This is a genomic window from Pyrinomonadaceae bacterium, assembly GCA_036277115.1.
Taxonomy (GTDB): Bacteria; Acidobacteriota; Blastocatellia; order Pyrinomonadales; family Pyrinomonadaceae; genus UBA11740.
In genome coordinates this window covers 355,979-372,702 of record DASUNM010000023.1, presented here as the reverse complement: position 1 = coordinate 372,702, position 16,724 = coordinate 355,979, and the positions used below count along the sequence as shown (strand labels likewise).

At 56.5% G+C, this 16,724-nt stretch carries 15 protein-coding genes; 13 read left to right on the top strand and 2 right to left on the bottom strand.

Annotated features, from left to right (window positions below):
• Window positions 1–135: 135 nt before the first annotated feature.
• Window positions 136–804 (bottom strand): dienelactone hydrolase family protein, encoded by a 669-nt coding sequence (locus VFX97_08550; protein HEX5703231.1) that lies wholly within the window; start codon window positions 802–804, stop codon window positions 136–138.
• A gap of 260 nt (window positions 805–1,064) precedes the next feature.
• Here VFX97_08550 and VFX97_08545 point away from each other — a divergent pair, with 260 nt between their 5' ends.
• The 5 genes from VFX97_08545 (at window position 1,065) to VFX97_08525 (ending at window position 7,615) form a co-directional block, all read left to right on the top strand.
• Window positions 1,065–2,747 (top strand): amidohydrolase, encoded by a 1,683-nt coding sequence (locus tag VFX97_08545; GenBank protein ID HEX5703230.1) that lies wholly within the window; start codon window positions 1,065–1,067, stop codon window positions 2,745–2,747.
• 56 nt (window positions 2,748–2,803) lie between these two features.
• Window positions 2,804–4,429 carry a hypothetical protein gene (locus VFX97_08540; protein ID HEX5703229.1) on the top strand — a complete coding sequence of 542 codons (1,626 nt, stop codon included), beginning with the start codon at window positions 2,804–2,806 and terminating at the stop codon, window positions 4,427–4,429.
• 59 nt (window positions 4,430–4,488) lie between these two features.
• Window positions 4,489–5,478, top strand: a complete 990-nt coding sequence (locus VFX97_08535) for a VWA domain-containing protein (GenBank protein HEX5703228.1) — start codon at window positions 4,489–4,491, stop codon at window positions 5,476–5,478.
• A gap of 100 nt (window positions 5,479–5,578) precedes the next feature.
• Complete coding sequence (locus tag VFX97_08530) at window positions 5,579–7,120, top strand: DUF445 family protein (protein HEX5703227.1); 1,542 nt, start codon at window positions 5,579–5,581, stop codon at window positions 7,118–7,120.
• A 195-nt stretch (window positions 7,121–7,315) separates the two neighbouring features.
• Entirely contained in the window at window positions 7,316–7,615 is a 300-nt protein-coding gene (locus VFX97_08525; protein ID HEX5703226.1) for a 4Fe-4S binding protein, read from the top strand.
• Window positions 7,616–7,687: 72 nt separating this feature from the next.
• On the opposite strand, the gene VFX97_08520 is transcribed toward VFX97_08525, so the two are convergent.
• On the bottom strand, window positions 7,688–8,284 hold the full coding sequence (locus tag VFX97_08520; GenBank protein ID HEX5703225.1) for a hypothetical protein: 597 nt from the start codon (window positions 8,282–8,284) through the stop codon (window positions 7,688–7,690).
• A 109-nt stretch (window positions 8,285–8,393) separates the two neighbouring features.
• Here VFX97_08520 and VFX97_08515 point away from each other — a divergent pair, with 109 nt between their 5' ends.
• The 8 genes from VFX97_08515 (at window position 8,394) to VFX97_08480 (ending at window position 16,721) form a co-directional block, all read left to right on the top strand.
• On the top strand, window positions 8,394–8,567 hold the full coding sequence (locus VFX97_08515; protein ID HEX5703224.1) for a Trm112 family protein: 174 nt from the start codon (window positions 8,394–8,396) through the stop codon (window positions 8,565–8,567).
• Between the two features lie 58 nt (window positions 8,568–8,625).
• Complete coding sequence (locus VFX97_08510) at window positions 8,626–9,789, top strand: glycosyltransferase family 9 protein (GenBank protein ID HEX5703223.1); 1,164 nt, start codon at window positions 8,626–8,628, stop codon at window positions 9,787–9,789.
• 140 nt (window positions 9,790–9,929) lie between these two features.
• On the top strand, window positions 9,930–10,919 hold the full coding sequence (gene rfaE1, locus VFX97_08505) for a D-glycero-beta-D-manno-heptose-7-phosphate kinase (protein HEX5703222.1): 990 nt from the start codon (window positions 9,930–9,932) through the stop codon (window positions 10,917–10,919).
• The gene (gene dacB, locus VFX97_08500; GenBank protein HEX5703221.1) at window positions 10,916–12,544 is read left to right on the top strand and encodes a D-alanyl-D-alanine carboxypeptidase/D-alanyl-D-alanine-endopeptidase; all 1,629 of its coding nucleotides are present in this window, start codon (window positions 10,916–10,918) and stop codon (window positions 12,542–12,544) included. Before rfaE1 ends, dacB begins: the two co-directional genes overlap by 4 nt.
• Window positions 12,545–12,625: 81 nt before the next feature.
• Complete coding sequence (locus tag VFX97_08495; protein ID HEX5703220.1) at window positions 12,626–13,138, top strand: DinB family protein; 513 nt, start codon at window positions 12,626–12,628, stop codon at window positions 13,136–13,138.
• A gap of 101 nt (window positions 13,139–13,239) precedes the next feature.
• Window positions 13,240–14,091 carry a diaminopimelate epimerase gene (gene dapF, locus VFX97_08490; protein HEX5703219.1) on the top strand — a complete coding sequence of 284 codons (852 nt, stop codon included), beginning with the start codon at window positions 13,240–13,242 and terminating at the stop codon, window positions 14,089–14,091.
• A gap of 1 nt (window position 14,092) precedes the next feature.
• Window positions 14,093–14,911, top strand: a complete 819-nt coding sequence (locus VFX97_08485) for an AraC family transcriptional regulator (protein ID HEX5703218.1) — start codon at window positions 14,093–14,095, stop codon at window positions 14,909–14,911.
• Window positions 14,912–15,008: 97 nt separating this feature from the next.
• Window positions 15,009–16,721 carry an amidohydrolase family protein gene (locus tag VFX97_08480; protein ID HEX5703217.1) on the top strand — a complete coding sequence of 571 codons (1,713 nt, stop codon included), beginning with the start codon at window positions 15,009–15,011 and terminating at the stop codon, window positions 16,719–16,721.
• Window positions 16,722–16,724 lie beyond the last annotated feature (3 nt).

Sequence of the window (16,724 nt, the reverse complement as noted above, 5' to 3'; positions counted from 1 at the left end):
GCCTTTCGGTCGCCGTTTGCTCATCGACCCGATTCTTTGCGCTGCATTTCGGACACGCAACAATCATAAAAATCCTTCGTTTTGACGCGGGCTACTGCCCGCGTGGAGGGCGGTAGCCCTCCTCTAAACATTTGATTAGGAAAAACTTTTCTTGAAATGCCGGAGGACGCGTTGCCACGCATCCTGCGCGCTTTCAGGATCGAAAACCTCGGGACGCGTGTCGTTGAAGAAAGCGTGATCGGCGTCGTAGGAAACTACTTCAACGGGCAAGTCATGTTTCGTAGCCGCTTCTTTTAGGCCGTTCACTTTCGCTTCGTTAATCCACGCGTCGAGTTTGCCGGCAATGAAAAGGGTGGGCACGGTCAACTTTTTCAAAACATCTTCTTCCGGAATGTCGCCGTAGAACGGAGCGGCAGCTTTCAATTCAGGAATCTCACACGCGGCGCGCAGAGCGAACGTGCCGCCCATGCAGTAGCCGTTGATGACAAACTGATCGAAGCCGTATTTGTCCCGTGCCGCTTCCATGGTACGGCGGATTGTTTCCAGGCCGTCTTCGATGGCGAGCGCATCCATCAGTGCTGATGCTTCTTTGACATCCTGCGCGACGCGTCCGCGAAATAGATCGGGCGCGACGCAGTTGTAACCTTCATCGGCGTACCGGCGCGCGAGGTCGCGAATGTGCTGATTAATGCCCCACCATTCATGAATCAGAAGGACGGCGGTGTTTGTATCTTCGGCGGGTCGATCTACGTAGGCAGTAGTCGGGCCCGCGGTCGTATCAATCGTTAGTGAATCAACTCTCAAGTTGCTTGCTCCTTCTGGTTAGAACTGCGTCGCGGTTACGCTGCTTCGCTTAATTGTTATTGCGGGAGCAGATTATAGAGGACGGCATGTGTCGAACAAATGGCAGCGCTTATCAGGTCAGCTTTGTGACTGCAAAGTGAGGTAACCGCTACTTCAGTTCGCATCTCTAAATAATCCATCATGCGCTTCTTGCCGCCCCCGCATTGCGCTGTGATATAACTCCTGCGCTCGCTCAAACTCGCGGCCACTGAGAGGAAGCAATGAAGAGCTTAACCGCGGTCCTTTGTCTTTTTCTGTTTGCCCTGCCCCCGGCTTCGCCTCAACAGAAAGCGGACCTGATATTCACGAACGGCAACGTTTACACCGTCGACACTAAGCGGCCGCGCGCGCAGGCGATTGCCGTGCGGGGCGATCGGATTGTGTTTGTGGGCACGAATGCGGCAGTGAAGAGATTTCAGGGAAGCAACACGCGCGTTGTCGATCTACGCGGCGCCACCGTCGTGCCGGGACTTGCTGACGCGCATGCGCACTTCACCGGCGTGGGTCAGCGCGAGATGACTTTAAATCTTGAAGGCATCACGACGCTGGAAGAATTTCTTGCCAAAGTGAAAGAGCGCGTCGATCAAGCCAAGCCCGGCGAGTGGATCACCGGCCGCGGTTGGATTGAAACCTTCTGGAAGCCGCCGGTATTTCCGACGCGCGCCGATCTCGACAAAGTCGCGCCGAACAATCCGGTGTACCTCACGCGCGCCGATGGTCACGCGTCCGTTGCCAACAGCGCCGCCATAAAGCTCGCCGGCTTAACAAAGGACACGAAAGACCCTTTTGGCGGACAAGTCCTGAAGGACAAGCAGACCGGCGAACCGACTGGCATGCTGATCGACACCGCGCAGAGCTTTGTGTCAGGACGCATTCCACCGCGCGGCGAAGGTAGCGCCGAGGAAGCGATGGTGCTTGCTAATAAGCGCAGCCTCGAACTTGGCTGGACGCAGATTCATGACGCCGGCGGAAGTTATCGCGAAGTCGAACTTTTCAAAAGACTTTACAGTGAAGGCAAATTAAAGGTTCGTCTTTACAAAGCAGTGCATGGACCAAGCGCCGACGCGCAACGTCTAATGAAAGAAGGCCCAACGATAGGTGCGTTCGACCATCGCTTCACCTTCCGCACAATCAAAGTTGTCTCCGACGGCGCGCTCGGATCGCGTGGCGCGGCGTTGTTGGAACCCTACAGCGACGATCCCGGCAACAAAGGCATCCTGCGCGTCAAAGTGGAAGAGCTGCGGCCGATGCTTGAAGAAGCTTTGCGCACAGGCATTCAGGTCGAAACGCATGCGATTGGCGACTGGGCAAATCGTTTCATCCTTGACGAGTACGAGCGGGCTTTGAAAACCGTGCCGGCGGCAAATCGAAAGGTTCGCGATCCACGCTGGCGCGACGAACACACGCAGATCGTAAATCCGGCGGACCTTCCGCGCTTTGCCAAACTCGGAATCATTCCTTCAATGCAGCCGTCGCACGCCATCGGCGATCTGCACTTTGTGCCGAGTCGCATCGGGATTCCCCGGACGAAGGGCGCATACGCCTGGCAAACCTTAATCAAATCGGGCGCGATTATCGCCGGTGGCTCTGACGCGCCGGTCGAACGCGGCGAGCCGATGATCGAGTTCTACGCCGCCGTCGCGCGCAAAGACATTCGCGGCTTTTCAGGCGAAGGCTGGCATCCGGAAGAAAAAGCGACGCGCGAACAGGCATTGAAGATGTTCACGATTTGGCCTGCGTTTGCGGCCTTTGAAGAAAAACTTCGTGGCTCGATTGAAGCCGGCAAGCTCGCCGATCTAACAATCCTTTCGGCTGATATCATGGAGATTCCGGAAGCCGACATCCTCAAGACGCGTTGCGTGATGACCGTGATTAATGGTGAGATAGTCTACGAAGCCCGGTAAGTCTCATTTGAAGTCGATCCAACTACCCCCTTGGTTGGAAAATGAGGGAGGAGTTTATGAGACTCATTAGATTAGTAATTCCCACAACTCTCGCGTTGTTTATCGGTAGCGTTTCGGGCTTCGCGCAGGAAACGCATCCACACAAGCACGAACTCAACGAAAAACTCGGACGGGTTAACTTTGCCACGTCGTGCACCAAACCGGCGCAGCAGAAGTTCAATCGCGCCGTGGCGCTGCTGCACTCTTTTTGGTACGACGAAGCCGAAAAGGCATTTAATGACGTAGCTCAAACCGATCCGAAGTGCGCCATGGGCTACTGGGGCGTGGCGATGAGTTTGTACCATCCGCTTTGGGCGCCGCCGCTTACAGTTGAACTGCAGAGGGCCGCCGCGGCGATGCAAAAGGCGAACGCAACCGTGGCTCCGACTCAGAGAGAGCGGGATTACGTCGCCGCGATCGCATCGTTCTATCGAGACGCGGACAAGGTCGATCACAGAACCAGGGCCCTCGCGTACGAGAAAGCGATGGAGCAGATCGTCGTTCGCTATCCACAGGATCAGGAAGCGGCGGTCTTTTATGCTCTCGCGCTGCTGGGAACTGCTTTGCCGACCGACAAGACATTCGCCAATCAGAAAAAAGCGGCCGGCATCCTTAACAAGGTACTCGCCGCTCAGCCTGAACACCCCGGGGTGGCGCATTACATCATTCATAGTTTCGATTATCCCGCGCTCGCCGATCTGGCGCTGGCGGCGGCGCGAAATTACTCAAAGATTGCCCCTGATTCGCCGCATGCGTTGCACATGCCGTCTCATATTTTCATCCGGCTCGGGCTGTGGCCGGAATCGATCGAATCAAATCTCGCTTCGGCAGCGGCCGGCCGGAAACATGCTTCCGCGAAAGACGAAATTCACGCTATCGATTACCTTGCTTATGCCTATTTGCAAACGGCGCAGGATGGCAAGGCGAAGGAATTGAACGATGCGGTTTATGCGATGAACGGCATTGACGCTCACATTTTTCAGGTAGCTTATGCGCTGGGAGCAATACCTGCACGTTACACCCTTGAACGACGCCAGTGGGCTGAAGCTGCCGCGTTAAAAGTGCCGGTGGCGAGTTTCCCCTGGAACAAGTTTGCGTACGCGGAAGCTCATGTCTATTTCGCCCGCAGCCTGGGAGCATCCAGAAGTGGCGATCCGGCAGCCGCGCGAGCGGCTGTAGAACGACTGGCGGCCATGCAAAAATCACTCGCGGAAGCGAAAGACGATTACTGGGCTACGCAAGTTGAGATTCAGCGTCTCGGCGCGGCAGCCTGGCTCGCCCACGCAGAGGGAAAACGTGACGAAGCTTTAAAGCTGATGCGCGCTGCCGCGGATTTGGAAGATACGACGGAGAAGCATCCGGTGACGCCTGGCTCGATCGTCCCGGCGCGTGAGTTGTTGGGAGAGATGCTGCTGGAACTGCGCGATCCGCAACAGGCTCTCAAAGAGTTCGAAGCTTCGTTGCGAGTTTTGCCCAATCGGTTCAATGGACTGTTTGGAGCGGCGAAGGCGGCCGAAAACGTCGGAGACCGAAACAAGGCCTCAATGTTCTATGCGAAATTAACCGCGCTTGGCGAACGCGGCGATGGCCGCCGCCCTGAACTGCAGGCCGCGAAGAAGTTTCTTGCGCGTAATGGATCCTGAGCTCAGAATCGCAAACACAGAACATAGTTCCGTGTGCAAGAGACTACAGAAGCCACACGATGTTTTTCACAAATCTCCTTCGCCACATAATTTTGGTTGGACTTGTTTCGGCGTTGCCCGCGGCCGCGTTGGCGCAAGGGTCAACAGCGCCATCCCCAAATCCGCCGGCGGCGCGCACTGTCAAAATGAGCCTGATCGTGACTGATCAATCCAATCATTCGGTTGGTGACATCAAGAAGGAGGATCTGCAACTTCTCGAGGACAAAGTACCCCAGACTTTGACCCTTTTTGAAAAGGACAGCAGGCCCGTCAAGTATGTCGTCGCCATTGACACGTCCGGGTCATTCAAGGACCTGCTGGAACCTGTGATTGAAGCAAGCAAAATGCTCGTCAATCAGAACCGCGACCTGGACGAGACCATGCTGATGAGGTTCATTAGTAGCGGCAAGATCGAGAAGGTCGAAGACTTTACGTCTGATAAGAGCAAACTCTTTCGTGGCTTAGACGGTCTCTACGTTGAACAGGGCCAGACCGCCGTGGTTGACGCGATGTATGTGGCAGTTCAGACGGCAGCCGAATACAAGGCGGGTGACACGTCGCTTCGGCGCGCAGTCGTCATGTTCTCTGACGGTGAGGAGCGAGCTAGTTACTACAAAGTTGAGCAGCTGGTTAAGCTTTTACGTAGTACTGACGTACAGTTGTTTCTCATTGGAATTACCGTGCACCTGGATCGCGCAAGCTACATGAGACCGGGTCAGAAAGAAAAAGCGGAGAAATTACTGAAAAAGATTGCAGGTGAAAGCGGGGGGCGCGTCTTCTTCCCCACCAAGCCCAGCGAGCTGGCGGAGGCTTTGAATGAGACGACTAAGGACCTGCGGGGCCAATACTTAATTGGCTTCGAGCCCAACAACACCGGTGGTCAGGACAAATTCCGCAAGATCGAAGTGAAGGTTATTGACGCGCCAGACAAGAAGCATATTGCTATTTCACGGCCAGGTTACTTTCTATACCCACCAGCCATAGAGGTACCCAAAAAGAAATCTAATTGAACCAGGGAAGCGGCTATTCGAAACCGCCGTTTGGAGCACTACCATCGATCCAACTACCTTCAAAATTCTAATCAGCATCGCCATCATCGTAATTGCGACGGTGCATGGTTACGGCGCGGCGTGGCTCGCAATCTGGATGCTGTTTCACCCGTATAAGCCGGTGAAACTTCTCGGCATCACGATTTGGCCGCAGGGAATGATTCCGCGTCATCGCGAGCGGCTGGCCCAATCAATCGGGAACGCGGTCGGCAACGAACTCGTTTCGCAGGAAACAGTCTTCCAGGCGCTGTTCGAAACGGGATTCTTCGAACGTAAGGTCGAAGGCTTTGTTAATTCGTATACGACCGAACTGCTGTCAACCGCCTATCCGTCGCTGATCGAAGCGTTGCCTACGGGCGCGCGCGCGCCGGTGCTCGATACGATTGCGGCGTTGCAATACCGGCTCGCGGAACACATCGCATCGGTCTTGAAGAGTGACCAAACGGCTGAAGCGATCGAGAGCTTTGTCGATCGTCAGGTTGATAGCCTGCTCGAGCGGCGGCTGAACGAAACCGTCAGCGAAGAGACGTTCACGCAAGTCCTCGGGTTTGCCGAGGGACGCTTTACCGATCTCGTCAACGACGAACGGTTCGAAGCAAATGTCAGTTCGTTCGTGAGCGAACGACTCGGCGATCTCGCCGGCACGCATGCGTCTTTGGCCGAGATGTTCACGCCGGAAACTGTGGCCCTGATCAAAGATCGCATTACGCAACAGGTCGGGCCGATTGCGGATCAGCTGGCTGAGATTGTCACCAGTCCGACCACGCGCAATCAGATCGGCGGACTGATTAAACGTGAAGTCGATGATTACTACCGCGACCTTTCCTTCCTGAAAAAGATTTTCATCTCGCGCGAGCGCATCTACCAGGAAGTTGACGACCTGGTTCACGCGACCATGCCGCGACGCGTTGATGAATATCTGCGCGGGCCGGCGTTCGCGAGCGAAGCCACAGTCTTCATAAACACGACGGTCGATAATTTCATGACCCGGCCTTTGAGCGAATTGGTTGGCCAGGTTTCTTCTGAGCGATTTGAGACTATTCGCCGTGAAGCAGGCGCCAGATTTGTGGCCATGGCCCGCAGTCCGGAACTGGCGCGATCGGTTTCGACGTACCTGACGGACGCAGTCGCGCGTTTGCGGCCCCAAACCCTGCGTGAACTGCTCGAGAGGCTGAATCCGGAATCAGCGCCCCGGGTGAAGAAGTTCTTGACCGGCAGCTTGCTGACCGTGCTGGCGCGGGACGACACGGCGCGGACAATTAATGGAATTCTAAGCTCGCAGATTGAACGGTTCTTGGTTTCGCCGATTGGCCGGCTCGCCGATCACATGCCCGAAGGAGCTATCGAGAAAGCGAGCGTGGCGCTCACCGGAAAAATTACGGCGGCCGCACGCGAACGTTTGCCGGCGGCGATCGCCGAATTCGACGTTGGGGGAGTAGTGCGCAAGAAGGTTTCCGACTACCCGATCGATAAGTTGGAAGAGTTAGTGCTGATGGTAGCCAGGCATCATCTGAAGACGATCGAAATGTTCGGCGCCATCATCGGCTTTTGGATCGGCGTGGCGCAGGCGATCTATTTTTGGTTTACCTATGTGCCGAAATAAAACGTGTCAGTACCGAGAGCGGTAGCGACCGGATCGAATAACGACTTTAAAGTTTTATGCGCGCTCTTAAGGAGTTGCTCGCACGATCCGGTCGCTACCGCTCGCGGTACTGACACAACTCAAAATAAATTTTCAGTTGACATTCATCGCGATAGATCATAAACAATTGCACTTGTTGAAAGGAGTCATCCCTGAATGACGTACGTTGTTGTTGAACCGTGTGTTGATTGCAAGTACACCGATTGCGCTGCGGTTTGTCCGGTCGAAGCATTTCACGAATTAACAGATCGTCTTTATATCAACGCCGACACGTGCATTGATTGCGACGCGTGCGTTCCCGAGTGTCCCGTCGAAGCCATCTACGCCGACACCAGTCTTCCGGAAAATTATTCCGAGTGGTTGCAAATCAACATTGACGAAGCGCCGAAGTATCCGGTGATTAGTCAGAAGATCCCCGCTCTGTTTGGGCCGAACTGCAAAGGCCAGCCTGAATAAAATTTAGTTCGCAGAATTAAGTTTGAATCGAAAGGTGTGGGTGGAAGTGTGCGTTGACGCTTTACGGACGTGCTAACCGCCAAACTCGTCGATTTCGCGCAAAGTTCGTTTCGCTTCTTCCAAGCCGAACTCGTGCGCCTGCCGCTCAAGCACTGAGCGCGCCACGTCCGCATCGATCGGATCGTGAAGCAGCGCCCGCAGCAGTGACGGTGGCGCCTGCGTCAACACTTCATTGGCCAGCGCGCGTACTACGACGTTTTGCGAGCGCGCCATGTCGCACAACTCGCTGGGAGCGAGTCGCACCGCCATTCCATTCGCAAGCTCATCCAGCCGCGCAAACTGCTGCCGCTCGTGCGCCCGTTGAATCAGCTGCCCGAAAACTTCCGCAGACTGCGTCTGGTGGGTCAGCATCTGCACGCATGTATCCGCCAGCCGCCGCGCCTCTTGTGCGGAATCGTCTTCGGCCCCGGCGTCCTTGCGCTGAGTGCGGTCATCAAGCGCCGCCAGGAGTTTGCTTAGCTCGCGGTCGGCGCGCGGGTCGTAGGCGCGGAACTGTTCGGCCGGCGCGGCCGGCGTCGATTGCCACGCACGCTCAAGCAAGGTGCGGGTTTGCGGGCGCAAATCGTTCCAGGCGCTGGTCACTCGCGAGCCAAATTTTTCGTTAATCATCGCCATGGCGAACGTCGAGTCGCATTGTACTACAGCCGCTACAACTATTCGGGCAATACTGCTAAGCTTGCTGCCTTCTTATGCGAACAAGACTTCTGAGATTTTGAGTATGGCAATCAGCGAACAGTTGCTCGAAATTCTGGTTTGTCCGGCGTGTCATGCAAAGGTCGAGTTGAGGCCCGACGGCACCGGATTGAAGTGTGTCTCGTGCCGGCGCGTCTATCCGATTCGCGACGACATTCCGGTGATGCTGATCGACGAAGCGACCATCGAGGATGAATGATCGGTACGCACGCTTCCAGCGTGCTTTCCCGCGAACGACTCATGAGCACGCCTGAGGCGTGCGTACCCGTCACACGATGAACAGCCTGCGGGAAATAATTGAAGCTTCACCGAGCGTTCGTCACCTGGCTTTCGCCGATCAGGAGACCTCGGAACCTCAGCCGCTCGCGGCCGCTCGCTGGGACTGGTCGGAAGTAAAACGCGTCCTGGTGATTCGCCTCAGATCCATCGGCGACTCAGTGCTCACCACCCCTGCATTGTTCGCCCTGCGACGATTCGTACCGCATGTGCAAATCGACGTGTTGCTGGAAGATTGGGTGGCGCCGGTCTTTGACGGTCTGGACGTGATCGATCGGGTGATCACGATTCCGAAAGAGAGCACATCGGCCCGCGCACGAATCGCCCGCGAGTTGCGCGCCGCGCACTACGATGTCGTTTACAACCTGCACGGTGGCACGACCGCAACTTTTCTGACGCGCGCCACCGGCGCAAAGCATCGCGTCGGTTTCGAAAACTATCAATACGCACGTTTGCACAATCACGTCGCGCCCTCGCCTCTGCAAATCTGGCAAAGGCCCACGCTGCATTCGGTTGAGCAACAATTGGCGTTGATTGGTTGGACCGGCGTGCCGGTGACGGATCGGCCGCCGACACGTTTGGGTGTGACCGAGTCCGCCACAAGATCCGCGGCAGAGAAACTTCGCTCCGCGGGCTTCGATGGATTTGATCGGGGAGAGCCCTTCGCCTTGATTCATCCGACCGCCGCGTTTGCTACCAAGCAGTGGGCAACGGAAAACTTTGCGCGCGTCGCGGAAGACCTGAACAAACGTAATCTGCGTCCGATTGTCGTCGTGGCGCCGCATGAAAAAGGCGTGGCGGATGCGCTTCAGTCGCAAACCTCGTCGCCCATCTCGCTGCACGATCTTTCGTTACCGGAGGTCACCGCGCTCGCGTCGCGGGCGCAACTCTTCATCGGCAACGACAGCGGGATCGCGCACATCGCGGCAGCGGCGGGCGCGCCCTGTGTCGTTATTTTCGGCTCTTCAAACCGAAATCATTGGCGGCCCTGGACGACGAAGCCGAACGAAATTGTCTTTGAAGAGCTTCCCTGTCAACCGTGTCCCGGCTATTTCTGCGGCGAATTTGAAAAGCCCGAATGCATTCTCCGCGTGCCGGTGGATCGGGTCATCTCGGCGATCGATCGGGTCATCAGGCAGGTTTAGGTAGTGTCTTGCTTTGCGTATCTTTGCGGCTTGGCGCCTTCGCGTGAAACGACCGCTTTCCACAGAGGCAGTTCACGCAAAGACGCATTGGCGCAAAGGATCGCAAAGTTAAAACAGAATGCCAGTCAGGTTTAGAAACAGTGAGTTCATTACCTAAACAACGCGCGCAGGAAATCGCGCAGCAGATGCGCGGGCGAAACGTGGTCGTGATCGGCGACGTCATGCTCGACGAGTTCGTCTGGGGCGACGTTTCGCGCATTTCTCCCGAGGCGCCGGTGCCGGTGGTGGACGTCAAGCGCGAGTCAACGCATCTCGGTGGCGCGGCAAATGTGCTGGCAAACCTGCTGGCGCTCGGCGCCGGCGCGTGTGTGATTGGCGTCATCGGCAGAGACTACGCCGGCGATCGCATTCGACTGTCAGTAAAAGAGAAGAGCAATCTGCACCGCGATGAGTTTCTGGTTTCTGCCGATGGGCGTCCGACGACGATCAAGACGCGCATCATCGCGCATCATCAGATGGTGGTGCGTGCGGACCGCGAGAACCGAACGCCAGTAGATCCGGATACTGAAACGCGAATTATCAGCGCGGCGCACGCGGCCTTGGCGAACGCCCACGCGCTGGTTGTGTCTGATTACGATAAAGGGGTGCTGACGCCGCGCGTTCTGCGTGAGGTGTTGCCCGCGGCTTACGAAAAAATGCCGGTGCTGGTCGATCCAAAGATTCGCAATTTTGATTTTTACCGCCCGGCGACGCTGGTCACGCCAAATCATCACGAGGCGTTGCGACTCACGAATACTGAAGAAGATTCTGATGGGGCGCTGCAAACTGCCGCGCACAAAATTCGCGAACGTCTGGCTTGTGACGCCGTGCTGATTACGCGTGGTGACCGAGGCATGGTTCTTTTTGAGAAAGATAATGAACCCGTTAATGTCGAAACGACGGCGCGCGAAGTCTACGACGTCACCGGCGCAGGCGATACGGTCATCGCGACTCTGGCGGCGGCGCTGGCGGGCGGCGCTTCGTTAATTGAAGCGGCGCTGCTCGCAAACTACGCTGCCGGAATCGTCGTGGGGAAACTTGGCACCGCGACGGCAACCATGGACGAAGTTTTGGACTCAATTGGATCATGATATTCCGACGTACAGCATTCCTTCTTATCGCGCTTCTGCTGGTCGCACCGTCGTCGCGCCTGACAATTGCTCAGGAGTCGCAGCGTCCGCGCACCACAAGCACCGTTACGGCAAGCGGAGTTCCGGTCGAGATTAGCTCGGCGCAAACGCTCACTGAATTACGAACGCGAATTGAGCAGATTGTGCGACAGCCGGCGCTTGAGGCAGGCTTTTTCGCCGTGAAGATTGTTTCGCTCGACACGGGCGCGGTGATTTTTGAGCAGGATTCCAGAAAGCTCGTGCGGCCGGCGTCGAACATGAAGATTTACACGGTCGCCACCGCCTTCGATAGGTTGACGCCGGAATATCGCTTCATCACGTCGGTGTACGCGAAGGAGAAACTGGACGACGAAGGAAAGGTCAAAGGGGATTTAATCATCTACGGCCGTGGGGATCCTTCCATCGCCGCCCGATTCAATGATGGAGATTACTTCAAAGGTATCAACGTCCTGGCCGATCGAATCGTCGCGGCGGGCGTGAAGCGAATTAAAGGCGACCTGGTTGGCGACGAAAGTCACTTCGACGGTGACAGCTTCGGCAGCGGCTGGACCTGGCAGGATTTGCAATGGTCGTATGGCGCGCCAGTCAGCGCCCTCACTGTGAACGACAACGCAATCGACTTGACCGTGCGGCCGGGTAGTAAAGCCGGCGCGCCGGTGTCGATCACCAGTGGCCCGCCGGCTACATCATTCATGACGATCGTTAATCGTGCGACGACCTCTGCGAAAGGAACGCGCAGCGATTTACGGATTCATCGCGGGGTGGGCGCGAATGTGCTTGAGATTTCCGGCACGCTGCCGGTTGGTGATGATGGATACACCGGGGGTGTAGCGATACCTGATCCGGCGCTCGCATTCGTCGCGATGCTGCGCGATGCGCTAATCAAGCGGGGCGTGAAGATCGATGGGCGTCTGCGAACCGTGAATGCGCGGTCGGGTGGCAGTATGGTTCCGCAGACAACCAGTGCGACGACGCCCGCGCTACCGGCCCCTGTCGAAATCGCCAGCTTGCCCTCGGCGCCTTTCAACGACATTGCCGCGCACACCTTGAAGCCAAGCCAGAATCTCTACACTGAATTGATTCTGCGCACCCTCGGGAAGATGCGAAAGAGTGCGCCGCCGGCGGACGAGACTCGTCGTGCCGGTCAAACTGATGAGGATGCGGGACTGGCGGCGGTGCGTGATTTTCTAAAGCAAGCCGGCGTCAACGAGAGCCAGTTGAATCTCGACGATGGTTCGGGCCTGTCGCGCAGCGACTTGATCATGGCGGATGCGACGGTCCAGTTGCTGACATTCATGACGAAGCACCGGTACTTTGCGCAGTTTCGCGATGCGCTGCCGATCGCCGGCGTGGATGGCACGCTGCGCAATCGCATGAAGGGAACACCCGCCGAGAAAAACGTGCGCGCTAAGACCGGCACTCTCAGTTCAGTCGCGTCGTTGGGAGGCTATGTCACGACGGCCGCCGGCGAGCGCCTCGTGTTCTCGATGATGCTGAACAACTACGCGGATGCATCGGCATTGCGACGCGATTCAATCGACGCGATCGCGGTGCTGCTGGCGTCGTTTGACGGCAAAACACAGTAGGAAGTGGCACAGACTTTAGCCTGTGAATTTCAGCGGCGAAACCGCAGACTGAAGTCTGTGCCGCTGAAAAGGAGATCCCCTATGTCAGTTGATCCAATCATCGGCAGTTGGCGTGAAGTTCGCGCCGGCTTGATCGACGAAGTTTCTCAAATCCCCGCAGACCAGTTTTCGTTCCGCGCCGCCGAAGGCATGCGATCGGTCGCTGAGCTGCTTCAGCATCTGGTCGAGTCGCAGAAGTTTCTGGTCGGTGAAGCCTGCCGCCCTGACACTAACCTTTTGCGCAAATCGTTCGCAGAGAACATCAAGGACTACGCGCCCGACGTGCGGACCGTGAACGACAAAGAAGCAATTATCCAAATGATGCAGACCACGATGGACGATTGTGAAAAGTGTTTGCGCGAGCACGCGGATGAAATGAAGAACACGATGAAGCGTTTTGACGGGAAGGAGATGACGAAGCTGGGTTTCTTGTCATTCGCGATCGCGCACGAGATGTATCATCGCGGGCAACTGACCGTTTACGTACGTCTGCTCGGGATTGAACCGATGCTGACGCAGAAGTTTCGCAAGGCCTTTGGCGCATCGCCTCCTTAATTTGGAGTGCGGCGGCAAGCGTAGCGCGACGCCGCTGGATTGTTCACGAATAGGATATCAAAAGCGCCGTCGCCGCTTCGCTCTGCCGGCGCACTCCAAACATGCCTCGTTTCACAAAATTCCACGGTTTCGGCAACGACTATTTAGTTTTCGAAGCTGATCAGTTGGCGGACGTCACTGACCTGGGCAGCTTTGCGCATCGGATCTGTGATCGCCATTACGGCGCCGGCGGCGATGGGATTGCCGTCGTGGCGCGTTCGTCCGATGCGAAATCCGATTTCAATGTTCGCATCTTCAATCCCGACGGCAGCGAAGCCGGCATGTCCGGCAACGGCACGCGCTGCGCTGCGGCCTACCTGCACCATCACAAGCTCTGGTCGGCTGAAGAGTTGCGTCTGCAAACGCGGAATGGAATCAAGCGGTATTACTTGCTCGAACACTCCGGGGGAGCCTTTACCTTTCGCTCGGAACTCGGGCAACCGAAGTTCGATTCAGCTTCAATTCCCATGACGACGGACGCTCCGTTGGAGAAGGTGATTGATTATCCCCTCACAGCCGGTAACCAAAAGCTGAACGTGACGGCGCTGCAAATGGGCAATCCGAACTGCTGCGTCTTCGTCGATCGCTTTGACGAGATTGATTGGCGCGGGTTGGGACCGCTGATCGAGAATCATCCGCAATTTCCGGAACGGACCAACGTGATATTTGTTCGAGTGCGTGACCGCGCGAATATCGAAGAGCGCATCTGGGAACGCGGTGTCGGCGAAACCGAAAGTTCCGGCACGTGCTCGTGTGCGGCCATGGTCGCGTCAGTCATTAACGATAAAACTGATCGCGCAGTAGACGTGCACGCGCCCGGCGGCATCTTACCCATCGAATGGCGCGATGACGGCGAGGTCGTGCTGACCGGACGCGCTGAAGTGATCTACAACGGCGAATGGCTGGGACGGTGATATGGAGACCTTACAAAAGAGTTTTTCCGGTGGGCGCCTGTTAAGTGAGCGAGGTGTATCCGGCCTCCGTCTCACCGATGGCATCTATTTCGCGAACACCAAAGTGCCAAACCACTCACATGAATACGCCGTTTTTTGTATCGCTTTGAAGGGCGCCTGCCGCGAATTATTTGCCGGCCGGGTTCGGCATTACGAGGCTTTGAGTGTGCAATACCTTCCTTCTTACCAATGCCACACGTTGGACTTTTCTTTAACCGACACGCGCGCTTTCAGCATCGACGTTGATCGGAAGTGGCTGGAGCGTGCGCAGGATTACTCCCTCAAAATCGAGAACTCAATTCACTGCCATGGCGGTTCGCTGGCCGGGTTGATGATGAAGATTTACCGGGAGTTCCGGCAAATCGATAACGCTTCACCGCTCGCGATTGAAGGTTTGACACTTGAGCTGCTCGCGGAAGTCTCGCGTAACCGGGAAAGCTTACGCGACAAGCAGGCTCCCCAGTGGCTCGAGCGCGCGGTTGAGCTGCTGCGAGAGAGATTCGCCGAACGGCTAACCATATCTGAAGTGGCGACGAGTGCCGGTGTGCATCCGGTTCATCTCGCCCGTGAGTTCCGCCGATTCAAACGGTGCACCATTGGCGAGTACGTCCGCCAGTTGCGCATTGAGCGCGCTTGTCATCAACTACACAATCCCGAAGAACCGCTGGCGGCGATCGCGGCTGGGGCCGGATTCTCAGACCAAAGTCATTTTTGCCGCACCTTCAAACGCTTTGTCGGCATGACCCCTTCCGAATACCGTTCGGCACTTACCGCGCACTAATTCCGTTCCAGGACGTTAGGATAGTTCAAGACAGGCACGCACTTCTTGTGCAGACTGCGAAATGTCTCTCCTGGACTGAACAAGCGGAGTGTCTCTCATGCCTCTTTTAGCCATTCGGGTTTTCATCGTCTTTATGTTGCTGGTGACCTCGGTAGCTCATCAAACCGCGGGCCAGGAGAAATCCATGCTCGCTCTCACGAATGTAACCGTGATTGATGGGAACGGCGGTCCACCCTTACCTGAAAGGACGATCGTAATTTCCGGCGAGCGAATCGCGGATATCTTTCCCACGGGCACGAAACCGTTGCCGCGCGGCGCCACCACCATGAATCTCAAAGGCCATTTCGTAATGCCGGGCCTGATCGATTCGCACTATCACCTCACACCCGGACTACGGAGCAAGGAAGTAGAAGAGGCGCTGCGACGTTTTGTATTTATCGGTGGCATCACAGCCGTGCGCGACATGGCCGGCGACGCGGTGGCGTTGGCGGAGTTGGCGAAGATTGCGGCTGACGCAAATGTTCAATCTCCCCGTATTTATTATTCGGCTCTGATGGCCGGTCCTGCGTTCCTCTCCGTCGACCGTCGCGTCGAGCAAGCCTCGCGCGGACACACGCGCGGCGAGGCTCCCTGGATCAGGGCGATTAAACCGGAAACAGATATCGCTAAGGCCGTTAGCGAAGCGAAGGCGACGGGAGCGACGGGAATTAAGATCTACACTGATCTATCTCCAGAGACTGTGGCGAAGATCACCACGGAAGCCCACCGGCAAGGATTAAAAGTCTGGAGCCACGCGTCGATTTATCCGGGCAAGCCAAGCGATGCCGTCCGCGCCGACGTCGATGTGATCTCTCACAGCAACCTGGTGATTCCGGAAACGATGGCCAAAGTGCCTGAGCGATATATCGGCAGTTACCCCATGCTTGATTACTCGACGGGGATAGAGCGGAAGGAGATCAGCGATCTCCTCGCCTTGATGCTCCAGAAGGGAACTTATCTCGATCCGACTCTCGTAGTGACCGCTCGACTCGCTAATGGCAAGCCGGGCGACATCTTTCGCGATCCAAAACAAATGCTCGAGTGGACTTACCTGTTCACCCTTCGAGCCCACATTCGGAAAATCCCAATCGTCGCTGGAACCGACGTCTTCGAAAGCCCGGCGACGCGCGACTTTCCCAATCTACACAGCGAGATGGAACTGTTGGTGAACAAAGTAGGCCTCACGCCGCTCGAAGCGATCACCACGGCCACTCGCAATGGCGCCCAGGTCCTGGGAATTGCTGATTCAGTTGGAACAGTTGCGACCGGGAAGATTGCTGACCTCGTTATCCTCAGCGCCGATCCGACCATCGACATTCGCAACACCACCCGCATCGAGTACGTCGTTAAAGGTGGCAAGGTGCACCAGCGCGACACTTCAAAAGATCAAAGGGATCTCGGAGACCCCGCAGAGATCGCGAAACTGCGCGAATTGGTACGCGCCTGGGATGAAGCCACTGTGAAAGGCGACGCGACCACGCTTGATCGATTGTTGGCTGTTGAGTTCACATTTGTGGGCGGCGTGCGCCGGGCCGCTTACCTGGATTTCATCAAAGCAAAAACGACTGACACCTATGTGGAATCCGCTGTGAGTGAGAACGTGCAAGTGCAGGTTTATGGGGACGCCGCGGTGGTGACAGCCACTGGTGTCACGAAAGGAAAGAATCGCGGACAGCCTTACGAGAGCAGGTATTTGTTCATCGATGTTTGGGTTAAGCGAGACGGGCGGTGGCAGTGTGTGAAAGTTTATTCGAACCCGATTACCAACTGAGGT

Bases quoted from the DNA above. Each gene is read 5' to 3' on its own strand.
- dacB (HEX5703221.1), top strand. From the start codon at position 10,916: ATGATATTCCGACGTACAGCATTCCTTCTTATCGCGCTTCTGCTGGTC.
- VFX97_08535 (HEX5703228.1), top strand. From the start codon at position 4,489: ATGTTTTTCACAAATCTCCTTCGCCACATAATTTTGGTTGGACTTGTT.
- VFX97_08525 (HEX5703226.1), top strand. From the start codon at position 7,316: ATGACGTACGTTGTTGTTGAACCGTGTGTTGATTGCAAGTACACCGAT.
- VFX97_08520 (HEX5703225.1), bottom strand. From the start codon at position 8,284: ATGATTAACGAAAAATTTGGCTCGCGAGTGACCAGCGCCTGGAACGAT.
- VFX97_08495 (HEX5703220.1), top strand. From the start codon at position 12,626: ATGTCAGTTGATCCAATCATCGGCAGTTGGCGTGAAGTTCGCGCCGGC.
- VFX97_08545 (HEX5703230.1), top strand. From the start codon at position 1,065: ATGAAGAGCTTAACCGCGGTCCTTTGTCTTTTTCTGTTTGCCCTGCCC.
- VFX97_08515 (HEX5703224.1), top strand. From the start codon at position 8,394: ATGGCAATCAGCGAACAGTTGCTCGAAATTCTGGTTTGTCCGGCGTGT.
- VFX97_08540 (HEX5703229.1), top strand. From the start codon at position 2,804: ATGAGACTCATTAGATTAGTAATTCCCACAACTCTCGCGTTGTTTATC.
- VFX97_08485 (HEX5703218.1), top strand. From the start codon at position 14,093: ATGGAGACCTTACAAAAGAGTTTTTCCGGTGGGCGCCTGTTAAGTGAG.
- dapF (HEX5703219.1), top strand. From the start codon at position 13,240: ATGCCTCGTTTCACAAAATTCCACGGTTTCGGCAACGACTATTTAGTT.
- VFX97_08480 (HEX5703217.1), top strand. From the start codon at position 15,009: ATGCCTCTTTTAGCCATTCGGGTTTTCATCGTCTTTATGTTGCTGGTG.